Annotated in this window: 16 protein-coding genes; 7 read left to right on the forward strand and 9 right to left on the reverse strand. The window is 41.5% G+C overall.

Going from position 1 to position 19,203, the window contains the following annotated elements; all coding sequences use genetic code 11:
• The 4 genes from EES38_RS10250 to EES38_RS10265 form a co-directional block, all read right to left on the reverse strand.
• Positions 1 to 1,035: a Rhs family protein gene (locus EES38_RS10250; protein ID WP_124937087.1), complete on the reverse strand. Its 1,035-nt coding sequence runs from the start codon at positions 1,033 to 1,035 to the stop codon at positions 1 to 3.
• Positions 1,032 to 1,739 (reverse strand): DUF4123 domain-containing protein, encoded by a 708-nt coding sequence (locus EES38_RS10255; RefSeq protein WP_124937088.1) that lies wholly within the window; start codon positions 1,737 to 1,739, stop codon positions 1,032 to 1,034. Before EES38_RS10255 ends, EES38_RS10250 begins: the two co-directional genes overlap by 4 nt.
• The gene (locus tag EES38_RS10260) at positions 1,727 to 3,784 is read right to left on the reverse strand and encodes a type VI secretion system Vgr family protein (RefSeq protein WP_124937089.1); all 2,058 of its coding nucleotides are present in this window, start codon (positions 3,782 to 3,784) and stop codon (positions 1,727 to 1,729) included. Before EES38_RS10260 ends, EES38_RS10255 begins: the two co-directional genes overlap by 13 nt.
• 136 nt (positions 3,785 to 3,920) lie before the next feature.
• A complete protein-coding gene (locus EES38_RS10265; protein ID WP_124937090.1) occupies positions 3,921 to 4,439 on the reverse strand; it encodes an Hcp family type VI secretion system effector in 519 nt (172 codons plus the stop codon).
• Between the two features lie 274 nt (positions 4,440 to 4,713).
• Here EES38_RS10265 and EES38_RS10270 point away from each other — a divergent pair, with 274 nt between their 5' ends.
• Positions 4,714 to 6,198 carry a carboxypeptidase M32 gene (locus EES38_RS10270; protein ID WP_124937091.1) on the forward strand — a complete coding sequence of 495 codons (1,485 nt, stop codon included), beginning with the start codon at positions 4,714 to 4,716 and terminating at the stop codon, positions 6,196 to 6,198.
• Positions 6,199 to 6,349: 151 nt separating this feature from the next.
• Complete coding sequence (locus EES38_RS10275) at positions 6,350 to 6,655, forward strand: hypothetical protein (protein ID WP_124937092.1); 306 nt, start codon at positions 6,350 to 6,352, stop codon at positions 6,653 to 6,655.
• 75 nt (positions 6,656 to 6,730) lie between these two features.
• On the opposite strand, the gene EES38_RS10280 is transcribed toward EES38_RS10275, so the two are convergent.
• The 3 genes from EES38_RS10280 to dalD all read right to left on the reverse strand — a co-directional run bounded on the left by EES38_RS10280 (position 6,731) and on the right by dalD (position 10,740).
• Positions 6,731 to 8,245, reverse strand: coding sequence for a CoA-acylating methylmalonate-semialdehyde dehydrogenase (locus EES38_RS10280; protein WP_124937093.1), 1,515 nt, complete (start codon positions 8,243 to 8,245; stop codon positions 6,731 to 6,733).
• A gap of 388 nt (positions 8,246 to 8,633) precedes the next feature.
• A complete protein-coding gene (hxpB, locus tag EES38_RS10285) occupies positions 8,634 to 9,284 on the reverse strand; it encodes a hexitol phosphatase HxpB (protein ID WP_243694176.1) in 651 nt (216 codons plus the stop codon).
• A gap of 88 nt (positions 9,285 to 9,372) precedes the next feature.
• Positions 9,373 to 10,740 carry a D-arabinitol 4-dehydrogenase gene (dalD, locus tag EES38_RS10290; protein WP_124937094.1) on the reverse strand — a complete coding sequence of 456 codons (1,368 nt, stop codon included), beginning with the start codon at positions 10,738 to 10,740 and terminating at the stop codon, positions 9,373 to 9,375.
• A 190-nt stretch (positions 10,741 to 10,930) separates the two neighbouring features.
• Here dalD and EES38_RS10295 point away from each other — a divergent pair, with 190 nt between their 5' ends.
• A complete protein-coding gene (locus EES38_RS10295; RefSeq protein ID WP_124937095.1) occupies positions 10,931 to 11,872 on the forward strand; it encodes a sugar-binding transcriptional regulator in 942 nt (313 codons plus the stop codon).
• A gap of 48 nt (positions 11,873 to 11,920) precedes the next feature.
• On the opposite strand, the gene EES38_RS10300 is transcribed toward EES38_RS10295, so the two are convergent.
• Together EES38_RS10300 and hrpA are read right to left on the reverse strand one after the other, a co-directional pair.
• The gene (locus EES38_RS10300) at positions 11,921 to 12,403 is read right to left on the reverse strand and encodes an outer membrane beta-barrel protein (protein WP_124937096.1); all 483 of its coding nucleotides are present in this window, start codon (positions 12,401 to 12,403) and stop codon (positions 11,921 to 11,923) included.
• Positions 12,404 to 12,519: 116 nt separating this feature from the next.
• Positions 12,520 to 16,443, reverse strand: coding sequence for an ATP-dependent RNA helicase HrpA (gene hrpA, locus EES38_RS10305; RefSeq protein ID WP_279432212.1), 3,924 nt, complete (start codon positions 16,441 to 16,443; stop codon positions 12,520 to 12,522).
• Between the two features lie 221 nt (positions 16,444 to 16,664).
• Here hrpA and EES38_RS10310 point away from each other — a divergent pair, with 221 nt between their 5' ends.
• The 4 genes from EES38_RS10310 (at position 16,665) to EES38_RS10325 (ending at position 19,171) form a co-directional block, all read left to right on the forward strand.
• Positions 16,665 to 17,249, forward strand: a complete 585-nt coding sequence (locus tag EES38_RS10310; RefSeq protein WP_124937097.1) for an FMN-dependent NADH-azoreductase — start codon at positions 16,665 to 16,667, stop codon at positions 17,247 to 17,249.
• A gap of 205 nt (positions 17,250 to 17,454) precedes the next feature.
• On the forward strand, positions 17,455 to 18,114 hold the full coding sequence (locus EES38_RS10315; RefSeq protein WP_124937098.1) for an SGNH/GDSL hydrolase family protein: 660 nt from the start codon (positions 17,455 to 17,457) through the stop codon (positions 18,112 to 18,114).
• Positions 18,115 to 18,316: 202 nt separating this feature from the next.
• A complete protein-coding gene (locus tag EES38_RS10320; RefSeq protein WP_124937099.1) occupies positions 18,317 to 18,673 on the forward strand; it encodes a VC1380 family protein in 357 nt (118 codons plus the stop codon).
• 51 nt (positions 18,674 to 18,724) lie between these two features.
• On the forward strand, positions 18,725 to 19,171 hold the full coding sequence (locus EES38_RS10325; RefSeq protein WP_124937100.1) for a tellurite resistance TerB family protein: 447 nt from the start codon (positions 18,725 to 18,727) through the stop codon (positions 19,169 to 19,171).
• Positions 19,172 to 19,203 lie beyond the last annotated feature (32 nt).

The raw sequence follows: 19,203 nt of genomic DNA on the forward strand, positions 1-19,203 counted from the left end.
TTATGCCTCGATAGCTGCAGTTGCCGAGGCAACATCCTGAATTGCATTCGCTGCTTTTAATGCCGCGCCGCCAGGAATGACAAAAGAAATCACAACTTCAACCAAAATGGCAGACAGATTATTAGCAATTGTGGTAACTATTTGAGCCGGAGTAAGCATTCGGATTCGGCAGTAGACCGCTTTCACTAAGACAAATAACCGAGCTTCGTCTTTTAGAAGTGTGAGCATCTTGGCCGCTTCCTCTTTTGCACTCTTTAACTTTTCAGCGACTAACTCGGGATTATTGATATATTTAGCGAGCTGCTTGGCTAATTTTTCAGGATGGCTTAATAATTTGAATAAATGAGAAATATCATCCCATGTCGCAATTATCGTTTGGATAAGTCCATCATAGAAATCTTCCAGCACATCTGTCAGATCAAAATCTTCTTTAACAAATTTCTGCCATTCGGTTTTTTGAGTAGACCATTTTTCATCTAGCCAACCACCCAGATCAGTTAACGTTTCATCATATGATTGAAGTAAAGTGTCTATGTCGCTTTTGGTAACTTCTGGATAAAACGTTATTCTTAATAACTTTCCACGATACCTATCTGCATCGAGCTGAACGTCTGCCATTCCATCTTTTCCAATAGTTCCCTCAATCGGATCTCCGTCATTAACATAGGAAACATTAGAGTAGGCGTTATAGCCCATATAATAGCTATATCCAGAACTGGTGGAGTTTCTCTTCTTTACTGGTTGGATCTTGAATGGCGTATTTGGAATAGGCACATAAACTTCTGCTTCAAAACAGTGAACGATTTTTAACTTTCCGTCATACGGACAAGTAATTAGCTCTGCTTGGATTGTCGAGTCATCCGCATCTGCAGATTTCTCACTACCATTCACTACAACTTTCTGCTCCATTTCTAATGCCCAGCCATACCAAAAGTTTTCACACTCTTTCTTGTACTGAGTAATGGATTGATCAAAGTCCGCTTTAATGTTTTTATACATCAACTCGATATCAGTATTTGCAAAAGGATTGCTCATCGATACACCTCGAGAGACAACGCCTGAAAAATATATTCGTTAATCGTCATATTTTTTGTCTTGGTATAACGTCGAACTAAATGTTCAACTTTGGCTTCAATGGTTCTTTGCGGAAAATAGAAATAAAGGTCAGCGTGATTTTCTTTAAGCCACTTAATACAATTAGTAATAAAGGTCGTTTTATCTTCTAATGTGTAGCGATCCATCACTTCCTTTGGAACATTCCACCAAGGAAATTCTTTCTCTTGCACTGTATCGGCTGGAAATAAATTAATGACTCGTTGCCCTTTACTTACCCATTCACACGTTGGCCCCATGAGTTCCGCACGCTGGGAATCATTACAATAACGAGCAATTCGGATACCGAAATCTGGATCGTAAAAACGGAAGAAGGCATGGGTATCAGATGGTACCCAAACCTGAGTTAAACTTCGAAAGTGAGCAAGTACATCTTCAAGATCGTGTTTTGAGCCGACCAACATTCCCCAATCATCTTGTGATTCTAATGCCCAAGATAAGAACTCATGCTCCCTATCAACCTGAGCGATCAGTGGCATTAAATCATTCCACTCAGCATATGGGGTGCCTTTCCAAATTTGATGAACACGAGTGCCGTTGCGCTGATAAAATTCGTTTTGAGGATTGCAATCACTGGTTGAATTCAAGATGACATACCAGTTTAAGTCTGAATTTAAATCGCGCATGCGCCATCCTTACATTTTTCACACTCTTCGCAGAATGCCGCTTTTGATTTCATCGTTGCTTGCTGAGCTGTTGTTTCTATAGCCAGTGGGTTATCTGGTTTCCCGTTAATTCCATTTGGCAACGTCGGCGACTTAACACTCACGCCACTACCACTTCCTGGGCTGCCACCGGAATTCAGATTGACCATCATTCCGCCCAAAGACACACCAGATGGATCGACTTTACAAAAGCTACCGCCACCGACGACAGAAATTTCTGACCCGGCTTCGATGGTGACTTTTTGACCCGCTTTGATGTGTATTTCAGTACCCGCATCGTTGACCCAAACTTTACCGGCCTTGATATGAAGTTCACCGTTAATAGTCAGGCTTTGCGTGCCTGCGATCTTATGGCGCGCTTCTGCATTAACCGTCAGGTGATCGTTAACTTTTACGTTTGAATATCGGTCATTCTCAACCGTGAGATGGCTATCGTGTTTGACGTGAGTTGTCAGATCGTTTTCAGTGAGTGATTCGAGATCTTTTTGTGCGTGAACATTTATTTTTTCACTACCAGATTGGTCTTCAAAGCTCAGCTCGTTATATCCTTCACCCTGATGACTTTCGGTACGTATCACTGTTTTGGTTTTATGATCAGGTAGAGCATACGGCGGTGTATTCTTAGTATGGTAAGTTCGCCCAGTAACGATGGGTTGGTCTGGATCACCATTTAAGAACGAAACGATCACTTCATTACCGATACGAGGAATAGCCATCATACCGTATTGAGCGCCAGCCCAACCCTGTGAAACCCTTACCCAGCAAGAACTTTGGTCATCACCGTTGCTGTAACGATCCCAATGGAACTGGAGTTTTACTCTTCCGTATTCATCACAGTAGATTTCTTCGCCTTTCGGTCCAACAACGAACGCTGTCATAGGACCATCGACTTGCGGCCTTGGCTGGGGCTTTGCCTGCCATGTAATATCAGATGGAATTGCAACAAACTGGTTGGCATACGTTGTTGCCCCACTGCCGGCCTCTTCTTCTAGCGCTTGTGGTTGAGTTCCCTGATGTTTTACCGATACAAGTAACCAGTCACGATTCATTGCATCATCAAGATGCTCGGAAAGCGTAAACACAACCCCAGACTGAAGGTAAGGATGATTACTTTTACCCGTTGCCGTATGCGATTCACGACGAAGATAGTTTAAGCGGACTTCATTGATTTTTTTACCGGTCGCATTATCTTTAAATCGTCCTGGAGAATCAAAATGCTCGTAAGTCTGCTTTTGATAATCCATATCCGTACCCTGGCTAGATTGAGCGTAACGATACGACGGCTTTTTAAAACTGTAGTCCTGAAGTACGGTACTGCTTGGATTGGATTGACGACGAACGTCCATCTGCGACACATAAGGTACATCGGTTGTTCCGCCCGAAAGTACATTATAAGGAACCGCATCACTTATCGAAGGCAAGCTTTCACTGTCATCGGTTAAATAAAGTGTGTGCTTCTGTTCTTCGTGAACAAAACTGTATACCAGTCCTTCTTCTGCAGCTAAACGGTGGAAGAATGCTAAATCTGATTCGCGATACTGAACACAAAATTCTCTTTTTGCGTAGTCCTTCTTCAGCGCATAGGTGTAATCAGAAATATTCATTTCCTGCAGTAGGATAGAAAGAATCTCTGGAACAGTCTGATTTTGAAATATTCGGCTATTGTGACGTAATGATAACCTCTCAAGAGAAGGCACTACGGTAATCGAATAAAACGTATGATGATGACCAGTATCGCCTTTGCCAAAACTACGTACGATGCCATGCACATTTTGTACTACAACACCGTTATGGACAACTTGCAGTAAAACTTTACTATCGACAATGGTTTCAGCAGACAAATCACTGAGCCGACTCGCGAGTTCAATTTGATAACGGTAACCAAAACAAGGACGACCTAGCCAGTCTATAGAGTCAGAAATAGACTCGTGCCCCTGATATTCTCTGACGACAAGCGTGTCATCATCTAAGCCATCTATCGTGACCTGAAAGCCTAACGTTGCCATGGATATCCTTTCTTATTTTTATAGGTTTACTGATACGACGAAAACCCTAAGCGCCATACACTGTTTAAATGCATCGCGCTTAAGGTTTCGAAAGTCACCCGCCATGAGCGGGTGACTTGAAAATCGAGGCGTTAAATTACGCTTCGATTGGCTTACGCCAGTCATCTGCACCTGAAGTACCAGAGTTAACGTGATCCCAAGTGATTTTACGGTAAGACATTGACACAGTTAGGTTCTGTGTGAAGTCTGCATCTTTAGGATCTTGACAGTGTGGCATTTCACACTGGATATCAACGATAGTTGCGTTTTCTAACGTAGTAGTGAAGAAGTTTTCTTGTTTGCCTTCGATAGAAGTGCGGTACCATTTTAGCGTTACAGAAGACATTTTCTCACCAGAAGAAAGTGCGTTGTAAAGTAGTGGTACTGCTTTGTTAAGGTTCACAGTAAATTTGAATGGTTTGTGAACACGTTGACCAGCAGGCTGACCAGATTGTGGGTCAGTTGGTACAGTTACAACGTGATCAAATTGTTGAACCATCATTTCATCTTCATGACCTTCTACATATGAGTCACCGATAGAATCTGAAGTACAAGCACCTGAAGTGATAAGACCCTGAGTTTCGCCTTCGATAGAGATATAACATGGAGTTGGCATTGCAAAATCCTTATATTAATTTGGTATTTTTATATTGTTAGCGTGAGTAACGCTGCTTTTTCGTTGGTATAGATAGAGCAAGGTCAATGCCAGTTTTAACCGTATATAAAAATCAATTAGTTATAAAAACACTCTAATCAACTGAGCAAATTCTTGCCCAAAACCAAGCAATAACCTGCTTGGCTAAGTAAGAAATTGCTTGTTGTGTTCATGAAACCAATTGTTAGACTAAACTTAAGAATAAAAACAATGAATTACTTACAAGGGATTTAGGATGAACGCATACGATAAGTTAATCGCACACTCAAAGAAAGTATCTCGGTTTGAACATCTCTCTGCCATTTGTGGCTGGGATCAGGCGGCTGTCATGCCATCCGGAGGTGCTCAGGCTCGTTCAGAAGCGATGGCAGAGCTGCATGTGCATATCCATAGCCTTTTGACTCAACCTGAAATTGGCGAATGGATTAATGAATCCGAATCGCTTGCTTTATCAGAGATACAAAAAGCGGAGATTCGTGAGATTCGCCAGCAGTGGCAAAATGCTAATATCCTTCCCGAATCACTTGTCGAAGCTAAATCACTGGCAGGCGCAAAATGTGAGCATGCATGGCGCACTCAACGACAATCTAATGACTGGAATGGCTTTGCAAAAAACTGGGCAGAGGTTGTGAAACTCTCGCGTGAGGAAGCACAAATACGAGCTGAGGCAACGGGGCTGACTCCTTACGATGCGATGATGCAGTTGTATGAACCTGGTCAATCATCAGCGAATCTTGACTCCATTTTTAATGATGTGAAAAGTTGGCTACCTAGCCTTATTGAAGAAGTCATTGAAAAGCAGTCTTCGGAAGACGTCTCTCTTCCCAATGGGCTATACGCTACAGAAAAGCAAAAAGCATTAGGCTTAGATGTCATGAAAACATTGGGATTTGATTTTAACCACGGCCGGTTGGATGAGAGTATTCACCCGTTTTGCGGCGGTGTTCCATCCGACGTTCGCATTACTACTCGCTATAATCCCGATGAATTTGTTCAGTCTTTGATGGGTATCGTTCATGAAACAGGCCATGCGAGATATGAGCAAGGTCTGCCTAAATCCTTGGCAGGTACACCAGCGGGAAATGCCCGTTCTATGGGAATCCATGAGTCCCAGTCTCTTTTTTTCGAAATGCAAATCGGTCGAAATCCCCTATTCATTGAAAGCCTCGCTGATATGGCAAAGCAACACTTTGGTGCGGATAACGATCCTGTTTTTGCAACAGACAATTTTGTAAACCTTTATACTCGCGTCAATAAAGGTTTCATCCGAGTTGATGCAGATGAAGTCACCTATCCTGCCCACGTTATCTTGCGCTATGAAATAGAACGGGATTTGATCAACGGCACTATCGATTATCAAGATGTTCCAGAACTTTGGGATCATAAAATGCAAGCCTATTTAGGATTATCAACAAAAGACAATTTTAAAAACGGTTGCATGCAGGACATTCATTGGACAGATGGATCGTTCGGCTACTTTCCTTCCTATTCATTAGGCGCAATGTATGCCGCTCAGTTTATGTCAAAGATTAGTCAGTCTCTAGACGTCAATTCATTGCTTAAAAACCGAGATCTAACTCCAATTTTTGAATGGCTACATAAAAATATCTGGGCGCATGGTAGCCTTCTGAAAACAAAAGATTTAGTCAAACAAGCAACAGGTCAGGACTTAAATCCGAGCTTCTTCAAAGCTCATTTACAACAGCGCTACCTTTCATAATCATTTGAATAGTAAGGTTAAGAATACAATTTACCGAGCTTAAGCTAAAAGTAGGATTTTCTTGTCTCTTGTAGTGGTTGTGTGGGTGTGTCGCATGTTTTGGACTACACTTTATTTGGGCATCTGCAGAAGCCACTAGGAGGAAAGGATAATGATTACTGTACATCGGGAATACACACTACAAACCCCCGACCACCCACATGCGCATGTCGAAGTTTGTCCTACTGGCGTGATTGAGGTTGAAATTGTTGAATCCAAAGAATGTTACAGTTGCGATCTTGACCGCTTAGCGTTTAAAGATTCAGGTTCTAAGACAAAATTGGTCGGGTTGAAACATCCCAATAAAAACTTAGTTGCTTGGGAAATCGCTCTCCACACCAATGATGCAACTGAACTTGTTGAAATAGTCGCGCAGGTAAATGAAGAATACGAGACATTGATGAACGACTTGATGTAGTCTTCTATTACCAAAAATAAAAGCCTAGCATTTGCTAGGCTTTTCAACATCAAAGAGAATGTAAAATCTAATTGATTAGATTGTACCATCCCAAGTGTTAGTAGTGTGTTTTTTACCTTCTTCTTCATCGAACCACGTTGTAGTAACAGTTTTAAGTTCTGTAAAGAAGCGAACACCATCTTCACCCATCGCGTGTAAATCACCGAAGAATGAATGTTTGTGACCAGTAAAGCCGAAGATACCAACAGGAACTGGGATACCAACGTTAACACCAACCATACCACCGTCTGTTTGTTTAGCAAACTGACGAGCATAGTAGCCTGATTGAGTATAGATAACGCTACCGTTCGCAAATTCGTTTGCGTTCATCTGAGCGATACCTTCTTCGAAGCTCTTAACACGTTTGATACATAGAACTGGACCAAATACTTCTTTCTGACCGATTTCCATTTCAGGAGTTACATGGTCAAACAGAGTTGGACCTACGTAGAAGCCGTTTTCGTAGCCTTCAACAGTGACCTGACGACCGTCAACAACAAGTTTCGCGCCTTCTGAGATACCTTTTTCGATCCAGTTGGTAACAAACTCTTTGTGACCCGCGTTGATGACAGGGCCTAATTGGCTGTCTTTACTTGTAGCAGGACCAACTTTAAGTTCTTTCATTTTAGAAACAAGTAGTTCTACTAAATCGTCTGCGATTTCTTCTTCAGCCACGATTACTGGAAGCGCCATACAACGTTCACCAGCACAACCGAATGAAGAGTTCATGATACCAGCAACAGTACGAGGTAAGTGTGCGTCTTTTAGTACTAGCGCGTGGTTTTTCGCTTCAGTCAATGCTTGTACACGTTTACCATTTGCAGCTGCAGTTGAGTAAATGTGTAGACCAACGCCAGTAGAACCAACGAAAGAAACACCTTTGATATCTGGGTGTCTTAGAAGTAGTTCTGATTCGTGACGAGAACATGTTACTAAGTTTAGAACACCAGCAGGTAGGCCAGCTTCTTCCCATAGTTCCAGAATACGCATTGAAGTTTGAGGTACAAAACTTGCTGCTTTGATAACTAGAGTGTTACCAGTTGCGATTGCCATTGGAGCCATCCAGCCCATTGGGATCATTGCAGGGAAATTCCATGGTGCGATACCAGCGAAAACACCCATAGGTTCTTTGAACTGAACTGTGTCGTAGCCACGGCTAACGTTCATCAAAGAAGTGCCTTTCATTAAGTGTGGGATACCACATGCAAACTCAACAACTTCTGTTACTTTTAAAACGTCGCCTTTAGCTTCGTTCCAACATTTACCATTTTCTAAAGCAACAAGTGCAGTTAATTCATCTAGATGCTCGTCTAGAAGAGTTTTCATTTTAAATAGAACTTGAACACGTTTGTTAGGTGGAGTTTCTTTCCAACTTTCAAATGCTGTTTTCGCTGTAGAGATAGCTTCTTCTACTTCTTCAATTGTACATTTAGGAGCAAGGGCAATAACTTCGCCATTTGAAGGGTTGTGACAATCCATGTACTCGGAAGTTTTAGACTCTTTCCATCCTGCAGCGTAGTATTTTAGCTTCTTAGGTGTGTTATCTGACATTCTTAATTCACCTTAATCTTTGAGACATTGTAATTAGATATTTCTTTTTGTTTACCGTTTGAGTTATTTCCATCAAGCTCAGCGGGGTTCACTCTCTCCTTCGAAATATCCTCGGACAACAACTTACCTCATTATGCGATTGTAACAATGGATATTGGTCACATTTTTATTCAATTCTTACTAAAAATTAGAATATTTGTATCATTTTTTTAAAATAAGCGTTCTAAAATATGTGCCACAAACCAAAATAAGGCTCATTTTGAGATTTTAATCACTAATATTAGACTTAAAGTGAAATGAATATTTCATGCAGTGATCGCCACTTTTCAAATTAAACTAAATTAATTTCATAATGAAAGTGGCATGATACATTGATTGTGGGAATCGATTAACTTTGGGTGAGAAATGCTAAGACCTGATGCAAATCATCAAATTGATTATCTGAAAAACTGAACTTATCAGCACAGCAATTATGATTAACTATGTATGTCGTCATACTCGCTGCTTTAGCCGCAATCAATCCAGTTAGACTGTCTTCTATTACTAGGCAATCTGCTGGCGATACGCCAAGTTGTTGAGCTGTCGATAAATATACTGAAGGGTGAGGCTTTCCGTAAGGTTCCAAATCAGCACTTCTTATTACACTGAAATACGATTTTATTTGTAATTTACTTAGAACCGCATCGACCACACGAATGCTGGAAGAAGTTGCCAGTCCAATTTTAAGCTGGTTTTGCAACAAAAACTGCAATATTTCCGTTACTCCAGGAAGCATATCCCCTTGTGATTGAATCAGCTGACAAATACGGTCTAAAATCGCATTTTCCAGCTGCTTTACATCAGCATTGATTGAGAATTCACGACACCAAATTGATGCTATTGCATCAATGCGTTTTCCCATGGTTTTCGCGATACATTGCTCAACGGTAATGGTAATACCCAACTTCGCCATTGTTTCGATTTGTGCCTGTTGCCATAGAGGCTCAGAGTCAATCAAAACACCATCCATATCAAAAATTACGGCTTTAAAACTTTTCAAAATAATCTCTTCTTCTACACATAATTAGAGCACAGCGTCACTGTGCTCTATCTTTTAATAAATTGCTTTAAACAATTTAAGTGACGCGCTACTGTATTAAACGATAAACAGTCTGAATACTGTCACGAAGTAACGATTCAAATTCAGGTTTATCTGCCAAATGACTGAATAACGCATGATCGGTTGCATACTGATGAATTGGATCATCAGACTGATACATTTGGTGAACAGCATCTGCATCTAAAATACCATCTTGATATTCATAAGGGAGTTGCCCATCGTGCCACTGCTCCATATAGACGAAGAAAAGTGCAGGTAACATTGCTGTTGCTTTTGGAATAGCACCTCTCTCATAACATTCGACCAGCGTTGGCGTAATCATTGCGGGTATTTTTGAGAACCCATCTGCGGCAACACGCTGATTAGTATCTTGGATGTGAGGGTTAGTAAAACGTTCTAACACCACATCTCTGTAGTTTTCCAAGTCAATCCCGTTATCGCCCAAGCAGGGAATGACATCTTGTGTCACGTAATCGTATGCAAGCTTATACACACTTTCAGTTAATGTACTCTCATGGATATAAGACTGACCCAGTAGTGTACCGGCCCATGCAATACAACTATGAGATGAGTTTAGGATGCGGATTTTGGCTTCTTCATAAGGCACTACCGACTCAACTAACTCAACACCTATCGATTCAAAATTAGGACGACCTGCGATAAAGTGATCTTCGATCACCCACTGAATAAAACTTTCTCCCATCACAGGTGCTTTATCAACAGTACCTGTTTTTTCTCTAATTCTTTCAGGTAGTGTCTCTGCTGGTCTAGGCGTAATTCTATCGACCATTGTATTCGGACAAGAAACATTGTTATCCATCCATTGCAATATATCATCCCGCCCAAGCGCAGTTAAAAACTCAATGAGTCCGCCATGGAATCGTTCTCCGTTATGACGAACATTATCACAGCACAAAAGTGTTACAGGTCCGGTATTTAACTCTATTCTTTTCGCTAAAATCTTAGTGATCGCGGCATAGATAGTTTCATTGCCTCCGGAAAGATCCTTCATAATAGAAGAATTACTCTTATCAAGCTGATGGGAAGTATCGAGATAGTACCCACCTTCAGTCACTGTAAAGGCTATAACCTTAGTTTTTTCCTGGGCTCCTTCTTCAATAAGTGGGGTTAAGTCAGGCTCCCACGATAATATTTTCTGGATGGAGTTTATTTCTTCATAAGCGCATTCACCTTTCGGACTGACGGTTTCTAGAATGTAACGACCAGCCTGTTCTTTTAGGGCATTTGCCACTCTCTCAGAGTCATTTCTAATATTACCGGCCGCTATCGCCCATGAGTTATCACCGTTTTTAATGAGCTGATTCATATACCATGCCTGATGAGCACGGTGAAAGGAGCCTAGACCGATGTGTAACCATGTGTATTCGTTGTTCATTTCTTGCCTCTCGTTATTGGTTTTATTTGATTGCCATTTTAAATGAACAAATGACCAATTAAAGAGTAATTGATCACAAAGGAGCAAATGATATTTTATTGGTCAAAAGAATACAATTAATTTAAGCTTAGGTAATAGAACGCTATATCAGAAAATCCAAGGATAAAAACGCATTTGGGTGAGAAAGAATATGAGTGAAAATTACACAAAGTCTGAGTTAATGATGCGGGCTGCTTGGCTCTACTATGTCAATGGCAAAAATCAAAATGAAATAGCATCGGTCCTTGGTGTATCACGGCCGGTTGTTCAGCGGCTGATTGCAGCGGCTAAAGATGAAGGTGCTGTGTCAATCAGTATTCAGCACCCTATTGCGACTTGTCTTGACTATGCTGAGTTACTAAAAGAAAAATACCAATTGCACACATGCAATGTTGTTCCCGTCGCTCAAGGACAAAGCGTACTTGAGTGTATTGCTTATGGCGGTGCACAGACTATTAGCCAACACATCGAACAGAACTCAATTCATACAATTGGTATTGGATCTGGTAATACGCTCAAGCGTTGCGTCAATCATCTTGAACCAAGAGATTTCAATCTAAAGCGTTGCGTTTCATTAATTAGCGCAATTGGTTTGGATGGACAGTGTAATTACTATGATGACGTATCTCTGATGTTAGCCAGCAGAATTAAAGCTAACTACTATCAGCTTGCAGCACCACGATATGCTCTCGACAAACGCGACATGGATATATGGTGTCATAATAGGCTGTATTTACATCATGCAGATGTCGCAAGCCAATGTGACATTACCTTTATCGGTTTAGGAGAGATTGGCAAAGATAGCCCAATTACAATCGATGGTTTTATATCTGAAGCCCAGAGTAAAGAATTAGAGCATCTAGGATGTATTGGCGAAATTCTCGGACGTTTCATTGATATAGAAGGTCGACCGATAGAATGCAGTTTCAACGAGCTGGTAACAAGTTTCGATATACGGCGTAACAGTAGTCAGCGAATTGCTATCGCCGGAGGAGAGAGTAAACGGCCCCCTATTCTTGCTGCATTAAATGGCAAATGGATTAATGGTCTGGTTACGGATGAATTAACAGCGAAATGGCTATTAACAAAATAAAAAGACGAGTGGACTAGCACTCGTCTCATATAGAATATGGTGGTTATTCTACATAAAGTGGAACGATGCATTGAACATAAATGTGCCCATGTCATCGCTATCCATCACATATCTTTGATAACTAAAGCCAATAGAAAGTGGTCCGCTCAAGAAGTATTCAGCTCCAACACCATACATTAGATCCACACCATCATCGATCTTTTGCCCGTTAACTTTTTCGTCCCATTTATGCAAACCACCCTTAGCATAAATATGGAGAGGACCAAAATCTAAACTAGGCTTTAAAGCTAAATACGCTGTACTCGCTTCCGTTTCCTGCCCAGGGGCTGTATCAATACTATTAAATTTCGTGATACCGCCTTCAATACCGATGAATGGCAAAATCCCCGTCCCTAAATGGACTGAGTACGCTGTACCATGATCACCTTTGTAAGTTGACTCACCAGCGGAAGCACCACCGTATAATAAAGAGTCTGCATTTGCCGATGTGGCAACGAGTGCCAGAGCAAAACCCGCTAGTGTCTTTTTCATCGTATTATCCTTTCTACTTACATTACGGCCGATAGTACAAACTTAGGACTATCGGCAATGTTTTGCCACTTGGAAGCAATTTCCAGTATGTAAGTAACTCAGAGCAAAGACTGTGCCTAAACAGACTCTATTGTGTTAATTATTCTTTTATCGGAAACCGGATAAGGTGTACCAAGTTGCTGGGCGAAGTAACTCACTCTTAGTTCCTCTATCATCCAACGAATTTCTTTGACTGAGTCAGGTATGGATACGCCTTTCGGAATCTTATTCAACAGCTCTTTGTAGCGATTGGTAACAGATTCAATCTTCAACATATGCAAACGGTCTTTATTTGGATCGATAGGAAGTTTTTCCAACCGTCGTTCTATTGCCTTCAAATATCGATGAATGTCAGGTAGCTTTTCCCAACCACATTCGGTAGCAAAACCCTTGAAGATAAGACCTTCAAGCTGAGCTTTGATATCAGATAACGCAAAAGCCATCGTCAGATCAATCTTACCTTTAAGCTTCTTGCTGATATTGAATGCTGTAGTTAGTATCTCTTCTACTTGTTTAGCAATATCGACAACGGTGTCCCCCAACTCTGTTCTTACATATTCTTTTAGTGCTTCGAACTGATCTGGAGTCCAGACCGAACCTCCATGCTGTTTAACCAATTTATCCACACCACAAGCGATGCAGTCGTCAATCAGATCCAGCACTTTGCCATACTGATTGAAGTACAAACCCAGTTTTGATTTGTTCGGCAACTTCTCATGCAGATATTTTATCGGCGAAGGGACATTCAGCAAAATAAGGCGTCGTTGACCCTGTCTCATTACAGTAGCCTGTTCTTCTTCCGTTTCGAACAGCTGAATGGCAACACTATCTTTAGTATCAACTAGTGCCGGGTAGGCTTTTACATCGAAGCCTCCCTTTTTCTGCTGATAAACTTTAGGTAGTTCACCGAAGCTCCAGGTATGAAGATCTTTTTGCTCGATATCATCATCAGCCACTTGAGATAACGTCTCTTTGACTTTTTCCTTTAGACTGTCTTTTAGCTCGTAGAGATCCTGATTTTCTTTAAGCTTTCTATTGCGATGGTCAACCGCTCTAAATGTAATTTTTAGATGGTCGGGCACCTGCTGTAAATTCCAGTCGTCTCGCAGAATTTCCACCCCCGTCATACGACGCAACTCTTTTTCTAACGCATCAAGTAGCGGTGTTTCTAACGGTGTTACTCGCGCCAAAAATGCCTCAGCATAATTAGGTGCCGGAACAAAGTTCTTGCGTAAAGTCTTTGGTAAGCACTTAATCAAACTCACAATCAGTTCATGTCTCAAGCCTGGGATCTGCCAATCGAACCCATCAGGCTCAATCTGATTGAGAACGGGTAATGGGATATGGACCGTGACACCGTCACTGTTATCTCCAGGTTCAAATTGATAACTCAGCTTCAATTTGACCCCATTTTGGTGCCAAAAATTGGGATAATCTAATTCGGTGATATGGCTCGCATCACCTTTAACTAACTGATCTTTTTCAAAGTCGAGTAGTTCAGGCTGAGTACGGCTTTCTATTTTCCACCACGTATCGAAATGACGTCCAGAAACAACATCTGTTCCAACACGTTGATCATAAAACTGGAATAGTTCTTCGTCATCCACCAAGATATCTCTGCGACGACTTTTATTTTCCAGCTCTTCAACTTCTCTGAGCAGTTGGCGATTTTTCTTGAAGAAAGCGTGTTTTGTTTCCCACTCACCTTCAACTAATGCACTGCGAATGAATATCTCTCGACTTAAAGTTGGATCTATCGTTCCGTAATTAACCAGACGTTTAGCAACGATGGGGACACCAAACAACGTCACTTTTTCATACGCCATTACAGCAGCGCGCTTTTTCGACCAATGCGGTTCACTATAACTGCGTTTTATCAGATGCCCTGCTAATGGCTCAATCCATTCTGGCTGAATTTTTGCGACTTCGCGCGCCCAAAGCTTAGATGTTTCAACTAGCTCTGCCGCCATCATCCATTTTGGTTGTTTTTTAAATTGCCCAGAAGCGGGGAATATACTGAAGCGCGCATTTCTCGCCCCCTGATATTCACTTTTTTCTGGGTCTTTCATACCAACATGAGACAATAACCCGCTAAGTATCGAGACATGAACTCCATGATAACTACCCGGTTCATCATTCAATTTAAACCCAAGCTCACGCATTGATTGATGCAGCTGTAAATAGATGTCTTGCCATTCTCTTACGCGCAGATAATTGAGATATTCCTGTTTACACTGCTTACGGAACTGGTTCCCTGTCAGCTCTTTTTGTTGTTTTTTAATATAATCCCATAAGTTCACAAAGGTTAAAAAGTCTGAATCTTCATGGTAAAAACGACGGTGCTTATCATCGGCCGACTGTTGTTTCTCTGATGGTCTTTCTCTTGGATCTTGGATAGATAGCGCAGAGGCAATGACCATGACCTCTTTTAAACAGCCATATTTAGGCGCTTCTAACACCATACGTGATAAACGAGGGTCGATAGGCAGACGTGACAACTGTTTCCCCATCTCTGTCAGCCGTTTTTTCGGATTGTCGACTTTATCGTTTATCGCACCTAATTCTTCCAACAAACGAACACCATCTTGAATGTTACGTTTATCGGGTGCTTCAACGAATGGAAATGCCTGAATATCCCCTAACCCAAGCGCAGTCATTTGGAGAATAACAGAAGCTAAGTTGGTACGAAGAATTTCGGGATCGGTAAATTCCGGACGAGAAAGGAAGTCATCTTCTGAATACAGACGAATACAAATACCGGCTTCAACACGACCACAACGGCCTTTTCTTTGGTTAGCACTTGCCTGCGAAATGGGTTCAATAGGTAAACGTTGTACCTTGGTTCGGTAACTGTAACGACTGATTCTTGCCGTACCTGGATCTATAACGTATTTAATCCCAGGTACTGTTAGCGATGTCTCCGCTACGTTAGTAGAAAGTACAATTCGACGCCCAGCATGAGGCTGAAAAATTCTATTCTGTTCCCCAGCCGACAGACGTGCGTATAGAGGCACGATTTCAGTATCACGCAGTTTGTGCTTGGTCAGTGCATCGGCTGTGTCTCTGATCTCACGTTCACCGTTGAGGAAGATAAGAATGTCGCCGAGTCCTTCATCACACAGTTCATCCACTGCATCAATGATACCCTGTAGCTCGTCCCTATCTGAGTCATCATCCTGAACTAATGGACGATAGCGTGTATCCACTGGATACGTTCTTCCTGATACTTCAATAATCGGCGCGTTACCAAAATGCTTCGAAAAACGTTCAGGATCGATTGTCGCTGACGTAATAATCACTTTTAAATCGGGTCTCTTAGGCAATAATTGCTTCAAATAACCCATGATAAAATCGATATTCAGGCTCCTTTCATGAGCCTCATCGATAATAATCGTATCGTACTGAGTCAGAAATCGATCGTGCTGTATTTCAGCAAGCAGAATACCATCCGTCATCAGTTTGATCTGAGTTTGATCCGAAACCTGATCGGTAAAACGCACTTTATAACCAACAGCGGAACCCATTTGAGACTCGGTTTCTTCGGCAATACGCGCAGCTACCGAGCGGGCAGCTAAACGTCTTGGCTGCGTATGACCAATAAGGCCAAACCGTCCAAGACCCAGTTCAAGACAGATTTTAGGTAATTGCGTCGTTTTACCGGATCCGGTTTCACCAGCGACAATCACAACCTGATGATTTGCTATCGCTTCAGCAATATCATCTTTCTTCTGACTAACGGGTAATATTTCCGGATATTCTATCTTGAGCTGGCTATTGGTTCTGGATTCAACAAGCGCCATAGATTGAGCAATATCCAATGCTATTTCATCGAAAACAGCGTCTCTCGCTTCCGCTTTACGAATTTTCATTGCGCCGTAAACGCGCTTTTCTATACGTCGACGATCTCGAATCGCACATTGACTAATTGCATTTAACAATTGCTCTTTCGAATTCGTTTTAGATTCTGGAGTATTAGACTGACTGGAGGAAGAAGAAGTCAAAACCATTCCTATAAATAACTCAGTAACATAATTGCCGCGGATTGTACCATAATCACTGGGTCGTGATACAACCAAGTCATTTATGCCTTTCAGCCATTATTGACAGTAGTACGTTCGAAATTTTCGAATATCTTCTGCAATTTACTCTGCTTACTCTTCAGATAGATTCCCGATAAAATACGCTCTAATGAAATTACTCAGACAACGAAGGAATCATTAACATGTCTCGTGTTTTAGCTCTTAAATCTAGTATCCTTGGTGAATACTCGCAATCTTCTAAACTTGTTGACGAGTTCGTGTCATCGCTTGATGCTGACGTCACTGTTCGCGATCTTGTAGCAGAACAGCTTCCTGTTCTTACTTTCGAAATTGCAACAGCTTTGCGTGCGACAGAAGACCTATCTGCAGAGCAGCAGGCTTATGTTGATCTTTCTGACAAACTTATTAACGAAATCAAAGATGCAGATACTCTTGTTATCGCTGCACCGATGTACAACTTTACAGTACCAACTCAGCTTAAAAACTGGATCGATCTAGTTGCTCGTGCTGGTGTAACGTTCAAGTACACTGAATCAGGTGTTGAAGGCCTGATCAAAGGTAAAAAAGCGATCGTTATTACAACTCGTGGTGGTATTCATAAAGGTCAATCTGAAGATATCGTTGCACCATTTCTAACTACATTCTTAGGCTTTATTGGTATTACCGATGTTGAATTCGTATACGCTGAAGCACTAAACATGGGTGAAGATTTTGCCGCAAAAGGCATTGCAAGTGCTAAAGAACAGTTAGCCAACGTTACTGCTTAATCTGCTAGTCCATTCCTTTTCCATACCTTAACTTTTAGCCAGCATATAGCTGGCTTTTTTTTACACCAATCACGTAACTTGTTGTGTTACATTAATTCTCAAGGTAATGTAGTTTATAAGATTAACAATAGTTAATTTTATCGTCATGGATGAGCTGTAATGACAATTAACATTCAATTCGCATCAGCATTATCAAGGAAGAATTATGAATTTAAAACGCAACATACTCTGCTTCGGTGACTCATTAACCTGGGGATGGGTTCCGAGTCAAAACAGTGTACCAACCTCTCGCTATGCTTTTTCAGAGCGATGGACAGGAGCAATGGCTATGTCCCTAGGAGATGAATATAACGTTATTGAAGAAGGCCTCAACGCTCGTACAACACACCTCGACGATCCAACCGATCCTCGCCTCAATGGTTCAGCTTATTTTCCAACATCACTTGCCAGTCATCTTCCACTAGACTTAGTCATTATTATGTTAGGCACAAATAACACCAAAGCGTCTTTTAGACAAACGCCTCAGGAAATCGCTGAAGGGATGTCGATTCTCGTCGGTCAGGCATACGCGAGTGCAGGAGGTGTGGGAAGCATTTATCCCGCACCTAAAATACTGATCGTTTCGCCTCCACCGCTCTCCCCTATGCCCGACCCATGGTTTGCAACAATATTCGATGGTAGTTACGAAAAGAGTTTGGAACTACCGAAATACTATCAAATGATGGCTAACTTCTGGAAAGTCGATTTTTTTGAAGCTGGAAGTGTTATTGAAACCGACGGCTGCGATGGTATCCACCTTTCCGCTAAAAGTAACCAAGTCCTTGGTTCTGCTCTGGCTGATAAAGTAAAGTCACTCTTTGTATAGGCTTAAACCCGGAGTCAATGACACTCAAAGTTGATTGACTCCACATCATATATCGCGATAGAGAATCCTTCTCCCTCTCTCATGAAGATTGACGTTTTTTGCAGCAAACTAACTCACAGATTATTAAATTTATTAAAGTTATGATAGCTTTGCCGTTACACTTACTATAGTGCGAATCGACTATCACTGTTGTGAGAAGTGAATGAAAGCTTCAGAAATGTTGTATCAGTTGCAAACAATCCTCAAGCAAACCGATCCTGAAATTGTTACAGGAGAAGACTGGCTGCCTGAAAGACTGATCAACCTACATCAATTGGATGACTTATTATTTCTCAAATTTGATTCGGCCCCGGAAGAGGGACAAGGCGATGAGGAAGGTCGCGGGTTCGTTGAGCATGAGATAGAGTTAATTCGCCAACAAATCATGGAAATTTTTCTCGAGAAAACATCATTAGAAAATAAGCAGGAAGCCATATTAGCATTGATACTCTTGGCTCATGAACAAATGCCTTCAGATGTTGTCCAAACATTAAATGATCTAAAAAATCAATCCAGCTAATTACCTCTAATTAAAAAATTACACATCAGAACTTAACGGTGGGGAGACGTTATGATAAACACCTTGAAATCGCTTTTTAAAGAACTTCTTGAAGGTGAAGACCTAGGACGCCAAAACGGCATATCTTCTGAATTAGCGATCGCCTGTTTACTGGTTGAAGTTGCCAAAGCCGATCACAATCTGGATGCTAAAGAACAAGAGTCTAAAACACAGCTTCTCAAAAAGCTCTGTGGAGTCGAACAGGAAAAAGCAACCAGTTTAATTGAAGACGCAGAGGCGAGAACCAAAGACGCTGCATCCCTTTATGAGTTTACTTCTCAGTTGCGTTCTCTTAGTCGGGAACAGCGCTTTGATCTGATCAAAGCGATGTGGGAAATGGCCTTTGCTGATGGTAACATCGACCCTCTAGAAGACTCGGTTATTCGCAAAACCGCTGAGCTTATTTATGTTGATCACAGTGAGTTTATTCGCGCCAAACTTCAGGTCACTGGAGAATAATTCCTTCGCTTCCCAGTACTATCTAATTGCTA

The sequence above is a fragment of the Vibrio viridaestus genome (assembly GCF_003856525.1).
GTDB classification, from domain to species: Bacteria; Pseudomonadota; Gammaproteobacteria; order Enterobacterales; family Vibrionaceae; genus Vibrio; species Vibrio viridaestus.